The 16560-nt window shown below is 64.1% G+C and carries 15 protein-coding genes; 10 read left to right on the forward strand and 5 right to left on the reverse strand.

Annotated features, from left to right (window positions below; translation table 11 throughout):
- Positions 1-22: 22 nt before the first annotated feature.
- Positions 23-1060, reverse strand: coding sequence for a polysaccharide deacetylase family protein (locus tag A1351_RS16000; RefSeq protein ID WP_026598547.1), 1038 nt, complete (start codon positions 1058-1060; stop codon positions 23-25).
- A 173-nt stretch (positions 1061-1233) separates the two neighbouring features.
- Between A1351_RS16000 and A1351_RS16005 the strand changes: the two genes are divergently transcribed.
- Positions 1234-2358, forward strand: coding sequence for a GNAT family N-acetyltransferase (locus A1351_RS16005; RefSeq protein ID WP_024879845.1), 1125 nt, complete (start codon positions 1234-1236; stop codon positions 2356-2358).
- Positions 2359-2360: 2 nt separating this feature from the next.
- Here the strand turns inward: A1351_RS16005 and A1351_RS16010 are convergent, their stop codons facing one another.
- Entirely contained in the window at positions 2361-4568 is a 2208-nt protein-coding gene (locus A1351_RS16010; RefSeq protein WP_024879844.1) for an exopolysaccharide transport family protein, read from the reverse strand.
- 249 nt (positions 4569-4817) lie between these two features.
- Between A1351_RS16010 and A1351_RS16015 the strand changes: the two genes are divergently transcribed.
- The 8 genes from A1351_RS16015 (at position 4818) to A1351_RS16050 (ending at position 12366) form a co-directional block, all read left to right on the forward strand.
- Complete coding sequence (locus A1351_RS16015; protein WP_024879843.1) at positions 4818-5387, forward strand: polysaccharide biosynthesis/export family protein; 570 nt, start codon at positions 4818-4820, stop codon at positions 5385-5387.
- Positions 5388-5395: 8 nt separating this feature from the next.
- Complete coding sequence (locus tag A1351_RS16020; RefSeq protein ID WP_064033443.1) at positions 5396-6625, forward strand: glycosyltransferase family 4 protein; 1230 nt, start codon at positions 5396-5398, stop codon at positions 6623-6625.
- Positions 6626-6641: 16 nt separating this feature from the next.
- Complete coding sequence (locus A1351_RS16025) at positions 6642-8159, forward strand: undecaprenyl-phosphate glucose phosphotransferase (RefSeq protein ID WP_064033444.1); 1518 nt, start codon at positions 6642-6644, stop codon at positions 8157-8159.
- Positions 8160-8378: 219 nt separating this feature from the next.
- Positions 8379-8753, forward strand: coding sequence for a DUF423 domain-containing protein (locus tag A1351_RS16030; RefSeq protein WP_024879840.1), 375 nt, complete (start codon positions 8379-8381; stop codon positions 8751-8753).
- Between the two features lie 68 nt (positions 8754-8821).
- The gene (locus A1351_RS16035; protein ID WP_064033445.1) at positions 8822-9223 is read left to right on the forward strand and encodes a response regulator; all 402 of its coding nucleotides are present in this window, start codon (positions 8822-8824) and stop codon (positions 9221-9223) included.
- A 171-nt stretch (positions 9224-9394) separates the two neighbouring features.
- Positions 9395-10228, forward strand: coding sequence for a DUF2865 domain-containing protein (locus A1351_RS16040; protein ID WP_245291665.1), 834 nt, complete (start codon positions 9395-9397; stop codon positions 10226-10228).
- A gap of 208 nt (positions 10229-10436) precedes the next feature.
- Positions 10437-11483 (forward strand): GSCFA domain-containing protein, encoded by a 1047-nt coding sequence (locus A1351_RS16045; protein WP_064033447.1) that lies wholly within the window; start codon positions 10437-10439, stop codon positions 11481-11483.
- A gap of 1 nt (position 11484) precedes the next feature.
- On the forward strand, positions 11485-12366 hold the full coding sequence (locus A1351_RS16050) for a WcbI family polysaccharide biosynthesis putative acetyltransferase (protein ID WP_024879836.1): 882 nt from the start codon (positions 11485-11487) through the stop codon (positions 12364-12366).
- Position 12367: 1 nt separating this feature from the next.
- Here A1351_RS16050 and A1351_RS16055 read toward each other — a convergent pair whose 3' ends face one another.
- Positions 12368-13450, reverse strand: coding sequence for a ComEC/Rec2 family competence protein (locus tag A1351_RS16055; RefSeq protein WP_371441500.1), 1083 nt, complete (start codon positions 13448-13450; stop codon positions 12368-12370).
- Between the two features lie 104 nt (positions 13451-13554).
- On the opposite strand from A1351_RS16055, the gene A1351_RS16060 reads away from it, so the two are divergent.
- Positions 13555-15147 (forward strand): DUF6538 domain-containing protein, encoded by a 1593-nt coding sequence (locus tag A1351_RS16060; RefSeq protein ID WP_083967371.1) that lies wholly within the window; start codon positions 13555-13557, stop codon positions 15145-15147.
- 28 nt (positions 15148-15175) lie between these two features.
- Here the strand turns inward: A1351_RS16060 and A1351_RS24840 are convergent, their stop codons facing one another.
- The gene (locus A1351_RS24840) at positions 15176-15928 is read right to left on the reverse strand and encodes a hypothetical protein (RefSeq protein ID WP_157096334.1); all 753 of its coding nucleotides are present in this window, start codon (positions 15926-15928) and stop codon (positions 15176-15178) included.
- A 199-nt stretch (positions 15929-16127) separates the two neighbouring features.
- Positions 16128-16334 (reverse strand): hypothetical protein, encoded by a 207-nt coding sequence (locus tag A1351_RS24845; RefSeq protein WP_157096335.1) that lies wholly within the window; start codon positions 16332-16334, stop codon positions 16128-16130.
- Positions 16335-16560 lie beyond the last annotated feature (226 nt).

Here is a 16560-nt window from a genome sequence, read left to right on the forward strand (position 1 = left end):
GACAGCGTGAGGTAAGCGCAAATCAGGCCGCCGTCACGCGGCGGCCTGCGTTCATCAAAACGAATGGCGCGCCGGACAGGAGAATGTCCAGCGCGGCGAGCGACTGATGCCGTCCATTCACCGAGAGCCGCGGCAACGCCATGAGATGCTCGCGATGCTCCGGAAAAATCATGCCCGGACGCGTCGTCACAGCGCTGGCGAAGCCGAGCCGCGCCGCCAGCTCGAATTCTCGTCGCGCCGCCGAGGTCGGATCGCCGACCGGATAGCAGAAATGCGGGACCGGCCGTTGCAGCTCGGACTCTATCCGCAGCCGGCTCTCCGCCATCTCATAGATCGCGGCCGCGCAATCCACCTTGGCCAATCGCGCATGCGTCACCGAATGCGCGCCGATCGTCGCCAGCGCATGAGCGGACAGCGCGCGCAGCTCGTTCCATCCGAGGCACAGACGCCGCGTGAGCGCGTGAGGCTCGATCCGCGCCTCGGCGGAGAGAGCGGTGACGACGCGCAGCAGCTCCGCCTCGTCGCCGGCGCGCAGCTGCGCATAGACCTCGGCGAAGGCGAGGCGCTTCTGCGCCGCCGTCGCCGCCGCGCAACAGATACGCTTGCCGCCGGCGATGACGTCGAGACGATCGAGGCGTCGGATCGCCTCCTCCAGCTCAACCCACCACAGCCGCGCGGAAGCGTCGGCATAGCCCGCGGTGAGATAGAGCGTGAATGGCGCATTATGGCGCTCCAGCACCGGCAGCGCATGCTCGACAAAATCGCGATAGCCGTCGTCGAAGGTGAGAACGGCGAAGGGCGCTCCCGCCTCGCCGGCGCGCAGCCGCGCGAGCGCCGTCTCCAGCGAGACGATCTCGACGCCGCGCTGACGCAGCCGCGCGATCAGCGCGTTCAAAAATTCCGGCGTGATCTCCAGCGGCTGATTGGGCTCGAAAGCCTGCTCGAGCCGTGGCCGCACGCGATGGAACATCAATATCGCGCCCAGCCCGCGCGTGTAGGGCTCGGCGAGGCGGTGCGCGCCGCTCGCGCGGAAGAACTCCATGCCCGCCTCTATGGCCATTCGACGCCATTTCGTCACAGCCGCCGCGCCTCCCCGCGCATTTCTTTTTCTGCCGCACCATCTCGAGGTCTCGTTGACCTTTCCTTGCTAGTGTCGCGAAGAAGCGAAAACATCAGCAATGCGGCGACGATATGGTTAACGCAAGAACAGAGAATTTCAGAGAAGAAAGCCTCATGGAGCTGTCGCGACCGGAGACCTCCGTGGATGAAATCTCGCTCGACGTCTTCTCCTCCTTCGAGGCGGCGCGCGCGGATTGGGAGGTTCTGTTCGCCAATGCGCCGGCGAGCGCCTATCAATCTTTCGGCTTCGCGCGCGATTGGTACGCGACATTCGGACGCGCGCGCGGCCTCACGCCGATGATCATTGTCGCGCGTCATGGCGAGGGCGCACGCCCTCTCGCGCTGCTCGCGCTGGCGACGTCGCGTCTCGGCCCTTTGCGGATCGCGCAATTTCTCGGTGGCAAGGAGAGCAATTTCAATCTCGGCCTCTTCGCCGCGGATGCGCGTCTCGACGCCGCCGCGCTTCGCACGCTGCTGCGCCGCGCCGCGCGCGCCGGCGGCGTCGATCTCTATCGTCTCGCCAATCAGCCGCAGGCTTTCGAAGGCGTCGCCAATCCGCTCGCCCTGCCCGGCTCGAGCGCGAGCCCGAGCTTCGCCTATGGAACGAGCCTTCCCGCGACGGCGAGCGAGCTCGATGCGCGCTTCTCCGCCGACGCGCGCAAGAAGCTGCGCAAGAAGCAGGCGCGGCTCGAGAAGATGGGCGCGCTCGTCTTCGAGCATTGCGCGACGGGCGCGCGGGCGAGAGAAATTCTCGAGGCGCTGCTCGCGCAAAAGGCCGAACGCTTGCAAGATCCCTCCTTTGCGAGCGGCGCCATGCGCGATTTCGTGCTCGGCCTGTGTGGCGGCGCGCTCGAGGTCCATGCGCTGACGCTGGATGGACGCATCATCGCGACCTATGCGGGCTTCACCCATCGTGGACGCTTTTCGGCGATGCTCAACTCCTTTGTGGCGGAGGAAGAGATCGCGCGCTCCTCGCCCGGCGATCTGCTGCTGCATTCTCTTCTGCGCGATCTGCTCACGCGCGGCGTCGCGCGCTTCGATCTCGGCGTCGGCGAGGCGCGCTATAAGAACGCTGTCTGTGACGAGACGATCGCGCTCGTCGACACGCTCGTTCCGGCGACGCCGCTCGGCGCGCTCGCGGCGCCCGTGCTTTCCGCGCTCACGCGCGCCAAGCGCGCGGTGAAGCAGAACCCGCGTCTCCTCGCCACGCTCACCGAGCTGCGCCGCCTCGCGCGCTGATTTTACGCGGCGGAAGCGTCGGCGGGAGCCGTCTCATCCTCGAGCAGGAAGGCGTCACGCACGCCGGCCTGCGCCAGCTCGTCTATGACCGCCTCGGCCGCGCGCTCGGAGCCGCTCACCAGAACGATATCGAAGGATGGCGCGAGGAACATGGCGCGATCATAATCGCGCGTGGCGAAGACGATGAAATCATAGGTCTGCGCCAACGCTTCCAACACAGGCTCGGCGTCCTGATCATATTCCGCCGCGGCGCGGCCGCCCGGCATCACATGCAGACGCGAATCCGCGTCGCGATGAATGGCCTCGGCGAAGGTCGCGGCGCCGCTCGAGAGATCCGCGAGGCCGAGCGGCCGGGCGCGATCCACATCGGGGATCAGGCGATCATAGAGCTCGCCGCGCTCCTGCGCATCGGCAGCGACAATGATGGCGAGACCACGCCGCGCGAGCGCGCGCGACAATGTCACCGCGCTGTCGAAACTATGCTCGGCGTCGGCGCAGCCGACCATCAGAACCTTTACCGAGAGCGTCGCCATGCGCGCTGCATCGATCTTTCCGACAACGCTGGATCGATAGGCGCGCGTCGTCGATCTGCTCTCGAGCTTGGGCGTGCGCGCCGGCGACAGACGCGTCCGCGACTCGGCGGCGAGGCTCGCCATCGGCGGAGGCGGCGCCTCCTCCTCTTCGTCTTCAGGCTCCACGAAGATCGGCTCGCGCCGATTGGCGGCGGCGATGCGAGCCTTCGGCGGCGTCTCCAGCTCCTCTTCCTCGCGTTCCTCGAGGCGCGGAGCCGGAAGCGGCGCCGTGCCGCGCACGCGCGCGCGGCCGCTCAGCAGCTCGATCGCGATGATCGATCCAGCGGAAAGAACGAAAGCGGCGATCGTCGCAAAGGCGGTAATCGGAACCTTTTTCGGGAAGGAAGGAATCGGCGGCGCGACGGCGCGCTGAATGACGCGGGCGTCGGCTGGCGAGGCCTTCGGCCCGTCGCGCGCCAGCGCCTCCTGATATTTGGCCGAATCCGCCTCGAGCTGATCCTTGAGCACGCGCGCGGCGCGCTCGAGCTCGCGCAGCTGCACCTCATCCGCGCCCGCGGCGCCGGCGACGCGCTTCTGCTCATCCATCGCACGCGCGAGATTTTCGACGCGGGCGGAGGCGATATGCGCCTCATTCTCCAATGTGCGCGCCGTGCGCTCGGCGGCGCGGCGCCAATCGGCTTCGAGATCGGCGAGCTGCGCCTGCAGCTCCTTTATGCGCGGATGGCCGGGCAGCAGCGTGCGCGATTCGAGCGCGAGCTGGGCGCGCAGCGACACGCGCTGCTCGCCGATTCGGCGGATCATCTCATTATTGGCGACGTCGGGAATCTCGCCGACGCGATTTTGCCGCAGCATGTCGCGCACCAGCCTGGCCTTGGCCTCGGCATCGGCCTGCGCGGTGCGCGAGATGGAGAGCTGATTGGCGAGATCGCCGAGCTGCTGCGTGGCGATCGTCATATTATTCGTGCCGGCGAAGAGGCCGGAGCGCGAGCGGAACGCCTCCACCTTGGCCTCCGCCCTCGCGAGCCGCTCGCGCAGATCGGCGACCAACGGGCTCAGCGATTGCGCGGCGTCGCGGGCGTTCTCGCGCTTCGCCTCACGCTGAATGTCGATATAGAAGGAGGCGATGGCGTTGGCGGCGCGCGCCGCGAGATCGGGATCGCGCGCGGAGAATTCGATCTGCAGCACGCGCGTTTTCGTCGGCGAGAGCACGAGCAGCTTGTCGAAATAGGCGTCCAGCATGCGCTCTTCCGGCGCGAGCTTGGAGGGATCGCGCGTCAGCCCCAGCATCACGCCGATCTTCGTGCCGAGCCCGAGGCCATTGGCGATCGGATCGAATTCGGAATTGCCCTGCAGATCGAGCGATTTCAGCACGCGCCGCGCGAGATCGCGCGAGGTGAGCATTTGAATCTGGCTCTGCACGGCCTCGGCGTCGGGCGCTGCGGCGGGGTCGGCGCGCTCCTTATCGGCGCGCGTCAGATAGCTCTCTTGATTCTCGAGCAGCACGCGCGCCTCGGCCGTGTAGCGCGGCTTGACGATATTGACGAAAGCCAGAGCGCCGAGAAAAGCGGCGAGCGTCACGCCAATGACGATGCGTCGACGCCGCGACAAGGCGCCGGCGATCTGCCCGAGATCGATCTCGCCGGTCGAGACATCCCCATGCGAAATCTCGCGCGACATCTCACGTCCCATCTCGCCCCGTGGGCTCCCCGCGTCATCGTGAGGGTGGCCGAAACTCATCTCGCGAACTCCATTTGGCGCATGGACCTTGTACCGAGATTATGGTTTCCGCGGGGTTAACCGCGGCGAGACGGCGCCGTTGAAGAGGCGACGCCGCGACCCGCGACGATCAGGCTTTGTTAACCATGAGCCGTTAAAAATTTCCGCCGGGACACGTTCTTAAGCTGTTCCTCGAGCCCGAGATTCTAAATGCCGAGATATGGCTTTCTCCTGTTCTGGCTGATGATGTGCGCGACATTGTCGGGATGCGCCCTGCCGGGCGCCTATATTCCAGAGCTTTTGACCTCCTCGACCGAGGAGCCCTACACGCTCGCGGCCGGCGATCGGCTGCGCGTGATCGTCTTCGGCCAGGACGCGATCTCCAACAGCTACACGGTCGACGGCTCCGGCCATATTTCGATGCCGCTCATCGGCATCGTTCCGGCGGCCGGCCTCACGACCCAGGCGCTGCAACATGAAATCGCCGCACGTTTGCGCAACGGATTCGTCCGCGATCCTCGCGTCTCGGTGGAAGTCGAGGCGTATCGTCCCTTCTTCGTGCTCGGAGAAGTGATGAGCGCCGGACAATATCCGTTCGTCGAGGGTCTCACCGTGCAGAAGGCGATCGCCATAGCCGGCGGCTTCAGCCCGCGCGGCTATCAAGGCGAGGTCGATCTGACGCGCGACTACGGCGGCGGCGTTCCGGTCACCGGCCGCGTGCCTTTGCTGCAGGCGGTCCGGCCGGGAGACACGATCACCGTTCGCGAACGGATTTTCTAAGAAGAAAGATGCGCGAGAATCGGCAGAGCCAGACGAGCGACGACGAGAGCCCCGGACGGCTGCGCATCGTGCATGTGATGCGCGCGCCGATCGGCGGACTCTTTCGTCATGTCGTCGATCTCGCCTGCGCCCAGGCGGCGCGCGGACATGCTGTCGGCCTCATCGCCGATTCCTCCACCGGCGGCGAGCGCGCGGAGGCGACGCTGCGAATGCTGGAGCCTTCGCTGGAGCTCGGCGTCACGCGCTTGTGCATGCGCCGGCTGCCGAGCTGGAGCGATCCGATCGTCGCCTTTCGCATCGCCACGGCGCTGAAGCGGCTCTCGCCCGATGTCGTGCACGGCCATGGCGCCAAGGGCGGGCTCTATGCGCGCCTGCCGGCGCTGCTGCCGATGTTTCCGACGCTGTCGCATCCGCATGTTCGCGTCTACACGCCGCATGGCGGCAGCCTCCATTACGATCCGGACGCGCTCGTCAATCGTCTCTATCTCTCGGTGGAGAAAGCGCTGGAGCGCGTGACCGATTTCATCCCCTTCGAGAGCGCCTATGCGCAAGAGCGCTTCGCCAGAGCGATCGGCTTCTCCGGCTCTGTGACGCGCGTCGTGCCCAATGGGCTGCGGCCAGAGGAGTTCGAGCCGCTCACGCCGATCCCCGACGCCGCCGATTTTCTCTATGTCGGCGAATGGCGCCGCTTCAAAGGCGTGGACACGCTGATCGAAGCGCTGTCGCTCATTCGCGACGCGACCGGCGAAGCGCCGCGGCTCGCCCTCGTCGGCTCCGGGCCGGACGAGGCGGCGTTGCGCGCTTGCGCCGAAAGGCTCGGGATGAGCGAGCGTCTCTCTTTCGCGCCGCCCATGCCGGCGCGCGAGGCGCTGCGACTGGGGCGCATATTGGTGGTGCCGAGCCGGGCCGAGTCACTTCCGTATATCGTGCTCGAGGCCATCGCCGCGCGCATGCCGCTCATCGCCACCAATGTCGGCGGCATTCCAGAGATTTTCGGCGAGCACGCGAATCGTCTCGTCGAAAGCGACGATCCGGCGGCGCTCGCGCGCGCGATGATCGCCGCCAGCGGCATGGATGAGGAGGCGCGGCGCCGCGCCGCCGGCCAGCTCGCTGAACGAGTAGCAGAAAATTTCTCTTTGACTGCAATGGTCGAGGCCGTGCTGCGTGGATATCGCGATGCGCTGGAGGCCGCCGGACATCGCCGCGCCGCGGAGGCCGTTCTGCCGCAGCGAGCCTGATGAGTGGAGTAACGTCATGTGTGCTTTCGCCCTACGCGACATCAAAGCGGCCGCGCCGGCCAATGACGATAGTCGCGTCGCCTCGCGGCTGGCGGAAATCTCCGCCGATGCGCGGCCGATTCCCGCCTATTCGCCGGTCGTGCTGGCGGGCCTCGTCCGTATCCTCGAATTCGCGCTGATAACGGCGGCCGGCTTCGCTGTGCATCGGCTGCATGTCGCGCCCGGCTATGGCTATGGCGTCGAATATTTCATCGTCATACCAGGAATGGCGCTGCTCGCGGTCGTCGCCTGGCAGGCTCTCGATCTCTACACGCCCGCCGCCTTTCGCACGCCCATCGGCCATGGGCTCAAGCTGGCCGGCGGCTGGACTTTGGTCTTTCTCGCGGCGCTCGCGGCGATCTTCTTCCTGAAGCTGGACAACGCCCTGTCGCGCGTCTGGCTGCTCGGCTGGTACGCCGGCGGGCTCGGCGTGCTGGCGGCGGAGCGCTTCGCCGTCGCCGCGGTGGTGCGCTCGCTGACGCAGCAGGGCAAGCTCGACCGTCGCACTGTCGTCGTGGGCGGCGGCCCGGCGGCCGAGCCCGTGCTGCGCGCGCTCGCCGCCTCGCAGCAGGACAGCGATCTGCGCATATTGGGGGTGTTCGACGATCGCCGCGACGACCGCTCGCCGGATGTCGTCGCCGGCTATCCCAAGCTCGGCACGATCGACGATCTCGTCGAATTCGCGCGCCACACGCGGCTCGATCTGGCGATCTTCACCCTGCCGATCTCGGCCGAGACGCGCCTTCTGCAAATGCTGCGCAAGCTCTGGGTGCTGCCGATCGACATTCGGCTCGCCGCGCACACCAATAAGCTGCGCTTTCGCCCGCGCTCCTATTCCTACATCGGCAATGTTCCGGTTCTCGACGTCTTCGACAAGCCGATCGCCGATTGGGACGTGCTGATCAAATCCGCCTTCGACAAGATCGTCGGCGCGCTGTGCCTCCTTCTCTTCGCGCCCGTGATGGCGGCGGTGGCGCTGGCGATCAAGCTCGACTCGCGCGGCCCGGTGCTGTTCCGCCAGACCCGCTACGGCTTCAACAATGAGAAGATCGAGGTCTATAAATTCCGCTCCATGTATGCGGACAAGCTCGATCCCGCCGCGGCCAAGCTCGTCACCAAGGGCGATCCGCGCGTGACCCGCGTCGGCCGCTTCATCCGCAAAACCTCGCTGGACGAGCTGCCGCAGCTCTTCAATGTCGTGTTCCAGGGCAGTCTGTCTCTGGTCGGCCCCCGCCCCCACGCCATGCATGCGCGCGCCGCCGAGCATCTCTATGACGAGGTGGTCGATGGCTATTTCGCCCGCCATCGCGTCAAGCCCGGCCTCACCGGCTGGGCGCAGATCAATGGCTGGCGCGGCGAGACCGACACGCCGGAAAAGATCCAGAAGCGCGTCGAATGCGATCTCTATTACATAGAGAACTGGTCGATCCTGCTGGATATGTACATTCTCGCGCTCACGCCGATCGCGCTGCTGAAGACCGAGAACGCTTATTGACGGCGAGCCTCGCCGCGCGAGGCTGTCGCTCATCTCCCCGCCCCGAAATCCGAGCCTGAAGGCTCGCCCTCATCCATGAGCCGGCGCGTTGATCCGTCCCGCGCAAAGGCCTATCCTGACCTTCGCATTTGGTCGCGAGGACCAACGCAGCCACCTCATCCATCACATCAACATGAGCAGAATTATCGTTATTCTGCTTGCATTTATATCGAGAAGTTTATGCAGCGCCCGAGCCTTCTCATCGTCTTTCTCGCTGCGCTCTCGGGCGCGGCGGGCGTCGCGCTCGCGGCCGCGAGCGCGCATATTTCCAACGCCGCCAATCTCGAGACGGCGAGCCGTTTCCTGATGATCCACGCGGCGGCTGCGCTCGGCCTCGGCGCGCTGCTGGCGGCAAAGCTGCCGCTCGCGCGCTGGCTCGGCGGCGCGAGCTTCGCCCTCATCGCGGGCGTCGCGCTGTTTTCCGGCGACCTCGCCGCCCGCAGCTTCACCGGCGATCGGCTGTTTCCTTATGCGGCGCCCATCGGCGGCTCGCTGACGATCGGAAGCTGGCTGGCGCTGGCGGTCTGGGCGCTCGCCGCGCTGCGGGCGAGGTAGCAGCCCGCGCTTTCCCGCTCTGGACAGGAGGCCGGAATCGACCTCACCCTCGCGAGCGTGGGGGCGAGATGGCGAAGATGGAACAATGGAGCGCGGAGGCGGCGCTCGGTCGACGCGTGCTCGTCGTCGAGGATGAGCCGCTGATCGCGCTCGCGCTCGAGGAGACGCTCGCCGAGCATGGCTTCCGCGTCGTGGCCTCGGCCCAGACCGTCGCCGTCGCATTGCGGAACATCGCCAGCGCGCAATTCGACGTCGCTCTGCTGGACCTGTGCATCGGCGCCGAGAGCGTCGAGCCGGTCGCCGACCGCCTCGCCGCAATGGGCGTTCCTTTCGTCTTCACGACCGGCTATGGCCGCTCGGCTCTGCCCTCGGCCCACGCCACGCGCCCGATCGTCGAAAAACCCTTCCGCACCGAGGCGCTGATCGCGGCCCTGGTCGCGGCGTTGCGACGCGCCGCGCAAGACGCCTGAGGCAGAGACGGCGAGATACCGAGGACCGGACGGCTTGTCTCTTGCGATCACGCTCCATGTAAGGGGGAGTTGCCTCAAAACGGGTGCCGCGTCATGTCTTCGCGTAAAAGCGGCGATCGGGGATGCTCCCGACGTCGCCTCGCCGCTCTCGGCGGCTTGGTCTTGGGCCTGGTGATCGCGACGCTCGAGCCTTCTTCCGCATTGGCCCAGGATTTCTTCCAGCAATTGTTCGGCGGCGGAGGCGGCGGCTATTCGGATTATGGCGGCGCGGGCGGCTATCCGAGCTATCGCCGCCACGGCCACGCCCGGCGCCATGGCGTCGCCCAGCAGGAGCGCCGCGCCTATGTCCCGCGAGACCGCCGGGGCGAGCAGCCCAGAGCCTCCCGCGGCGGCGAGCCGGAGCGCTCCGTCTATACGGAGACCGCGGCCGGCGGACGCTCCTACTGCGTGCGCGAATGCGACGGCTATTTCTTCCCCGTCGGCCTCTATTCGAGCGCCAATGACACGGCGAGCCATCAGCGCGCCTGCGGGCGCCTCTGCCCCGGCGCGCGCACGACGCTCTATGTGATGCGCGGCGGCACCGACAAGATGGAGGACGCGGTGGCGGCGCGCGGCGGCGCGACCTATGCGCGGCTGATGGCCGCCCTGCAGCGCAAGAACGAGGGCAAGGCCGAGGGCGAGAAGGACAAGGAATGCTCCTGCCACGCCGGCCAGACCAATGAGAGCTCGATCGAGGCGATCTATCTCGACCCGACGCTGCGGCGCGGCGACGCCGTGATGACGACCCATGGAGTCGAAATCTTCCACGGGGCCAGCCGCTATCCTTATTCGAAGAGCGACTTCCGCCCCCTCGCCCGCTCCCCCGATCTCGACGAGCCGATCCGCCGCCGCCTCGCGGCGTTGGAGCGCGCCAGCAAGCAAGGCCGGCCGAGCCTCGAGCGCCGCGCTGCGCGGCCGGTGAGCGAGCGCCGCAGCCAGTCGGGCGGGCGCGAGCCGCGCGACTGACCCTTCCCCCGGCCGACCAGCGACAATCCGGATAAAAAAGGCGAGCCCGATTGCGGGCTTGCCATCGTCCTCCGGTGTCGATATGCCCAACGCACCGCACAAGTCGGGACGATGCGCAGCGGCGGCCCTTGCTATCATCTCTTTCGAACGTCGGCCATTGCGGCGCCGAGAGACGACCGGGTCGCCACGACTTTCATGAGGTGATCCGATGGGCAATCCATATGCGACGAAGGGGCCTTCCCAATTCTGGCGCACGGCTGTCGCCGACCTCGCTCCCGAGGATGTCAGCCCGATCCCGCACAAAAAATTCCTCATCGGCGAGGAAGACCGCATAGCGACCGCGGGCAGCTGCTTCGCGCAGCATGTGTCCCGCTACATTGAGGCGATGCCGGGCGTCCGCTTCCTGCAGACCGAGGCGAGCCCCGCCGATCAGCCGGTGTTCTCGGCGCGCTATGGCAATATCTACACGGTCGCCCAGCTGCGCCAGCTGCTGCTCGAGGCCACCGGCCAGCTGAGCCTGCCGCCGCTCGTCCTGCCGCGTCCCGACGGCCGCTTGGTCGACGCTTTTCGTCCGACGACCTATACGGAAGGCTTTGCGAGCCCCGAGGATGTCGCCGCCGCGCGGCGCGCGCATCTCGAGGCGGTGCGCCGTGTGTTCACCGATTGCACCGTGTTCGTCTTCACACTGGGACTCATCGAGGGCTGGACGACGCCGGACAGCCAGTTCGTTCTGCCAATCCACCCCGGCGTCACGACGGATGATCCGCAGGCCGCCGCCGCCCTCTTCCATCGCTATTCCTATGAGGAGGTGAAGGCCGATCTCGAAGAGTTCCTGGCCGGGCTGCGCAAGATCAATCCGGGCGCGCGCGTCATTCTGACGGTCTCGCCCGTGCCGCTCACGGCGACCTACACCGACGAGCATGTGCTGTCGGCGACCGTCTACAGCAAGTCAGTGCTGCGCGCCGTCTGCGGCAGCGTCGAGAGCTCTGTCGAAAACGCCTATTATTTCCCGTCCTACGAGATTATTTCCAGCCATTTCAACGATGGGAAATATTACGACAGCAATAAGCGCACCGTGCCCGAAATCGGCGTCTCCCACGTCATGCGCGTCTTCAAGACCGCCTATTTCGGCCAGACGTCGGAGCCCGTCGCCTCGCCCCCGAAGCCGGCCACAGAAAGCAGCGTGCTGAACCAGTCCTATGCGGGACGCATCATCTGCGACGAAGAGAAATACGGCACGAACATAGGGTTCTGAGATGAAGGTCATCGTTGTTTCGAACTGCGCGACATCCACCTATTACGAGGTGGTTCTGACGCTGTTCCCCGATTGGACAATCAAGGCCGCTGGATTCAACGAAGCGGAACGATGGATCGAGACCGGCGAGAAGCCCGAGTTCGAGAATTATCTCAAAGAGTGCGACCTCTATATCGGCTGGCCGCTCGACGGGCTCCGCTTGGCGAACGTGCTCAACCCCAGCGCCGAGCGTGTGATCATTCCGGAGCTCTATTTCCGCGGCCTGCATCCCGACGTCGCCATGCTGGACGGCTTCTGGGGTCCTTTCAGCGAGGGCGCGCCGCACACACAGACCTCTCTGATCGCGCTCGGCGCGAAGGCGATCGGCAAGACGGCGGAGGAGACACAGGTGCTCTTCCGCGAAGACGTCTATGAGAAGCTCGGCTATTTCGATCTGTACAAGACCGAGAGAAGCCGCCTCGTCGCGGACTTCGGCAAATATGGCATTCGGCTGGAGGAGGCGTTCGATTTTTGGGAGACGCAGAACGACTTCTTCTACGTCTGCCATCATCCGCGCAGCTTCGTTCTCGTCGACATCGTTCGCAACGCCCTCGCCGGGCGCTTTCTCGATGCCGACGCCTACGCGCGCTCCGAATCCATTCGCCGCACGCAGCCCGACAAGCTCAGCGCCGGAACCGAAATTTGGCCGGTTTATCCCGAGATCGCCCGGCGTTTTGGCTTCGAGGGGAGCCTCACCTGGTCGAGATTCCCCAATTGCTCGCCCCGCGAAATGTCTCTGTCCCGCGTGATCGACATCATCTTCGAATCCCTCGGCAGAATGGACGACGCCTGGAAGTCCGTGCCCTTCATCGCCGAATGCGCCAAGACGCTCGAGAGAGTCTAACTCAGTTCAGCCGCTCCTCCTCCCCGAGGAGCGGCTCGGCGCCGGGAGGCGATGCGCTCGCCGCCCTCTGCTTCGGCGCGCGCGACCAAGGCCGGTCCTCACCCGGGGAGCGGGCGGTTCGCCATTCTACTCGCTCGCCAACGAAGCGCAGGGTCGCCGCGCCGGTCTCAGCGAGCTTGCGGCGATCGAGAAGGATAGGCGCGCCGCAGCCTTCGGGCGCGTAGAAGGGCGCGATGACGATCGCCGCGCGGGCGCAATCTTCGATCAGCGCCTTGCGATCCGTCACCAGCGCGACGGCGCGGCCGTCGATCGCCTTGGCCACGCAGCCGAGATCGTCGCAGGAGACGCCGCCACGGGCGTCGGCCGGCGCTCTTGTGTCGGCGTCGGCGCGCAGCCATTGCTCGCCGACGAACGAGAGCTTTCCGCGGCCAAGCAGCGCCAGCTCGCCGGAGGGCAGGCGCAGCGCCGCGGCGTCGCCGCCGGGCGCGACGGCGAGATCGAAGCCCTCCCCGCTGGCGGCGCCGAACAGGCCGAGCATTGCGAAGGGAATGGCCATCGCCCGGAACAGCCATGTCCGCCACAGCACGAGCGACAGAACCGCGAGAGACAGGAAAATAATCGCGAAAGGCGCGAAGCTCTTCACCGGCAGGCTGGCGCCGGGCGCGGCGCCGATGAGCCGCGCTATGGCGGTGACGAGATCGATGCCAAAGCCGACATAGCGCCAGACCGGGCCGTCGAGGCCGAAAGGATAGAGAAAGGCGCCTAGCAGCGCCCCCGGCACGGCGAAGAATTCGATGATGGCGAGCGTCAGCGGATTGCCGATCAGCACATAGGGGCTCAATTCGTGAAAATCACCGGCCATGAAGGAGGCGGTCGCCGATGTGGCGCAGAGCGTCGCGAAGATCGGCGCCGCCGGCCCGCGCAACAATAATTCGCCCAGATTCTCGCGCCAGCGCGCGAAACGGGAGGGCGTTCGTCCGAAGGCGGGCGGCTCGCGCCGACGCTCGATGAGCGCGCCGCGCGCCTCATAGACGGCGACCAGCGCCGCCACTGCTGCGAAGGAGAGCTGAAAGCTCGCGCTAATATTTTTCTAACCGCTTGAATTCGTATTATATTGTTGCTTTTCAAGCTGTTCTGTCTCACTGTCTCGTTACAGCCAATGTTACAAATTGCAGCTTGGAATGAGACATGACGAGGAAGATTCCGCATTTGCTTCTGCGGGAGGGACGCTATTTCGCCCGCTTGGTCGTGCCGGCCGAGCTTCGCGCGATCGTTGGTAAGACCGAACTTCGGAAGCCGCTCGGAGCCGATCGAAGAGAAGCCATGCGGGCGCTGCCGCGCTGCGTCGCCGATCTTCAGGACGTTCTCTCGCGCGCCAGACATGCCGCAGCGTCGGACGGCCGCGCTGTGCATAGCGCCCCTGCCCGCCCCATGGCGCTCGGCGCGGTTGCGCATCTCCACTATGACGCGGCCCTAGATCGCGACGCCCGCGCTCGGGACGTCCCGAAAGAGCTTTCCGGCGTGACAGTGCCGGAAATAAACCAGTGGTCCGCGCCGGCTCGTTCCGCATCGCTTAGGCGCGTGGCGAGTGGCGCGGCGTCTAATGACGAGGTTTCCGCCGTCGTCGGGTGGGCGCTCGAACAGTTAAAGGACCGAGGAAGCTTCGCCGCTCCCCATGGCTCGCCGCAATGGCGTGAACTGGCGCGAACGCTCGCCAGCGTTGAATTAGAGGCGCTGGCGCGATCATTGGAGCGCGATCGAGGCGACTACTCGGGTAAGCCTTCCTTTCCGCCCCTGACGACGCCAGCGCCGCACGAAGCGCTAGCCGACGCTGTTCCGCTTCGTGACCTATTCGACGGCTTTTTCGCCGAGCTTCGAAGGTCGGGAAAAGGTGCGCCGGCCGAGAAGCGTTGGAAATCAGCTTTCGACAATCTGATAAAATTTCTCGGACATGACGACGCGCGAAAGGTCACACGCTCCGATCTCGTCAAGTGGCGGGAAACGCTCTTGACCACTCACGCCGCCCGGTCGGTCCGAGGCGTCTTTCTCGCATCTGTCAAAACCGTCTTTTCATGGGCCGTCGATAGCGAGCGGCTTCCGACCAATGTGTCACTCGGAATCAAGGCGCGCGTTCCTCGCCAGCAAGAGGCGCGGGAGAAGGGTTTCGTAGACGAGGAAGCCCGAGACGTTTTGAGGGCGGCAAAGAACTATGCGCCGCCGACCCGCGAGCGGGCGCATTTAACGGCCGCGAAGAAATGGGTTGCCCTGTTGTGCTGTTTCACGGGCGCCCGTGTTGCCGAGATTACGCAACTGCGAAAATCCGACGTGCGCAGGGAAGGCGACATTACATATATTCGGATCACGCCCGAGGCCGGCTCGGTTAAAACCGGAATGTTCCGAGACGTGCCGCTGCATAAACAAATCCTCGAATGGGGATTTTTGGAGTTCGTCAACGCTGCTCCCGAGGGTCCGCTGTTTTATTCGACCACGATAAAGCGAGACGAAAAATCGGTTCATCCGTCGAAACAGGTGGCGCAACAACTCGCCGCGTGGATTCGATCGCTTAAGATCGTCAATGAAGGCGTCGCGCCGAACCACGGTTGGCGGCACAGGTTCAAAACGATTTGCCGCGACGTTGGAATCGACGCCGAGACTCGCGATGCGATACAAGGTCACGCGGCGCGGACAGCCGGCGAGGCCTACGGAACCGTCAGTCTGAAGCTGAAGGCCGCAGCGATAGAGAAGTTTCCGAGGATCGGACTTGAGAAGAAATCCGGCTAGGCCTCTCAATCGTCAATTCTACAAGAATTTATCGCCTCACTCTCCTAGCCGAAATGATAATTTCAGTATCACTGCTATTCCTGTTTCCAAAGCTGCGCGCTTCCAGAAGGTCAAAAGGAATTTGCGCGGCTTTAAGCGCCTTGTCCATAACAACCGTCGCTGGCGAAGGTGTCGATGGGTGCTTATCAAGAACTGCTACCCCGAGAGGTGATATTAAGTCATGTGATGGACCTAAAACTGTTCCACCACTGACTACAGTCCAACCATGCACAGACTTAATCAAATCCACAAAGTCGCCCGCATATCCATCACAATCATAACAAGTTCCTACATACGTTATACCTACTGAATAATTACCGACAAATCCAGCAGATGCCAAAATATCCCGAACAATATTTCCTTGGATTGGATAAATACGCCTAGGACCAATTTCTTGTGCCACATAGCTAATCAATGTAACAGCAAAGACCGCAAGAAAAATCATACCGAATGTAAACCACCCAGCAACGCGCAACCACGCCTGTCGGAATACCGGCCTTTTCGGCTCATCGACAAGCACAACATAAACAACCCCAACCACCATAAGTATAATTCCAGATAGCGGGCTTGTTAGCCCACTCCCAATAGCCGCAACATTACCACCAAGATACTGCGAAGCGTCCCACCAAAAATCAATTCTACTTTTAACATCCGGGATAAGCACAAAAAGTCCATATAAGAATAGCGCCCATCCAGGCAACTTAACTTCTTTGAATAGGCCAAGACGCTTTAGAAAATCCAAGACGGGGACGGCAGCCTTGCCCGTCGGGGGCGTTGGTTGAACTGTTTGAACCGGTGCCTTACTCCCGCCGCCGCCTCTGGCTCCGCTTCCCTTCCGAACCATAAGAATCCTCTTAGAAACGAGAAACGCTTATTGTGCGCTTCTTTCCCTCTAAGCGGGATTACCCGAACAGTCCAGCTTCGCGCCTGACCATGGGGTATTAATCCACATGGCAGACCAGCTCGCCAATCAAAACGAGCAGCGCCTCTTTCGCCTCCGGGATGCTTGTATGCGTGAGGAAGGCGTCGAGTTCGAAATGAACGCCGCCCTCATTGTCGTCGAAAGCGACGTAGGCACGGCCGGAGGCATCCGCCTTCAACGTATACGTTCCATGATTCGAAGCATAGAACTGGAAATTCCGGGTCATTTGTAAGTTCTCCAACGCGTCAAAAGCAACGCTGGCAAAGACTCTCACCTCGGCCGCAAATCGTCAAGATACTGATTTAATTTATTTATTCCAGTCAGCGCTGACTTATCGCATTGGCAAGAAAAAAGGCCGGCGTTGGAGGTCGCCGGCCCTTCATTTGGAGCATTAAGGGTAACTCAACTATTATAGGCAATGCAAAATACATTGCAACACAAATATGCATTTA

It is taken from the genome of Methylosinus sp. R-45379, from assembly GCF_001644125.1.
In the GTDB taxonomy this organism is placed as follows: domain Bacteria; phylum Pseudomonadota; class Alphaproteobacteria; order Rhizobiales; family Beijerinckiaceae; genus Methylosinus.

Excerpts from the sequence above, each read along its gene's own strand:
- A1351_RS16000 (WP_026598547.1), bottom strand. The coding sequence starts at position 1,060 with ATGGCCATAGAGGCGGGCATGGAGTTCTTCCGCGCGAGCGGCGCGCAC.
- A1351_RS16005 (WP_024879845.1), top strand. The coding sequence starts at position 1,234 with ATGGAGCTGTCGCGACCGGAGACCTCCGTGGATGAAATCTCGCTCGAC.
- A1351_RS16010 (WP_024879844.1), bottom strand. The coding sequence starts at position 4,568 with ATGTCGCGCGAGATTTCGCATGGGGATGTCTCGACCGGCGAGATCGAT.
- A1351_RS16015 (WP_024879843.1), top strand. The coding sequence starts at position 4,818 with ATGCCGAGATATGGCTTTCTCCTGTTCTGGCTGATGATGTGCGCGACA.
- A1351_RS16020 (WP_064033443.1), top strand. The coding sequence starts at position 5,396 with ATGCGCGAGAATCGGCAGAGCCAGACGAGCGACGACGAGAGCCCCGGA.
- A1351_RS16025 (WP_064033444.1), top strand. The coding sequence starts at position 6,642 with ATGTGTGCTTTCGCCCTACGCGACATCAAAGCGGCCGCGCCGGCCAAT.
- A1351_RS16030 (WP_024879840.1), top strand. The coding sequence starts at position 8,379 with ATGCAGCGCCCGAGCCTTCTCATCGTCTTTCTCGCTGCGCTCTCGGGC.
- A1351_RS16035 (WP_064033445.1), top strand. The coding sequence starts at position 8,822 with ATGGCGAAGATGGAACAATGGAGCGCGGAGGCGGCGCTCGGTCGACGC.
- A1351_RS16045 (WP_064033447.1), top strand. The coding sequence starts at position 10,437 with ATGGGCAATCCATATGCGACGAAGGGGCCTTCCCAATTCTGGCGCACG.
- A1351_RS16050 (WP_024879836.1), top strand. The coding sequence starts at position 11,485 with ATGAAGGTCATCGTTGTTTCGAACTGCGCGACATCCACCTATTACGAG.
- A1351_RS16060 (WP_083967371.1), top strand. The coding sequence starts at position 13,555 with ATGACGAGGAAGATTCCGCATTTGCTTCTGCGGGAGGGACGCTATTTC.
- A1351_RS24845 (WP_157096335.1), bottom strand. The coding sequence starts at position 16,334 with ATGACCCGGAATTTCCAGTTCTATGCTTCGAATCATGGAACGTATACG.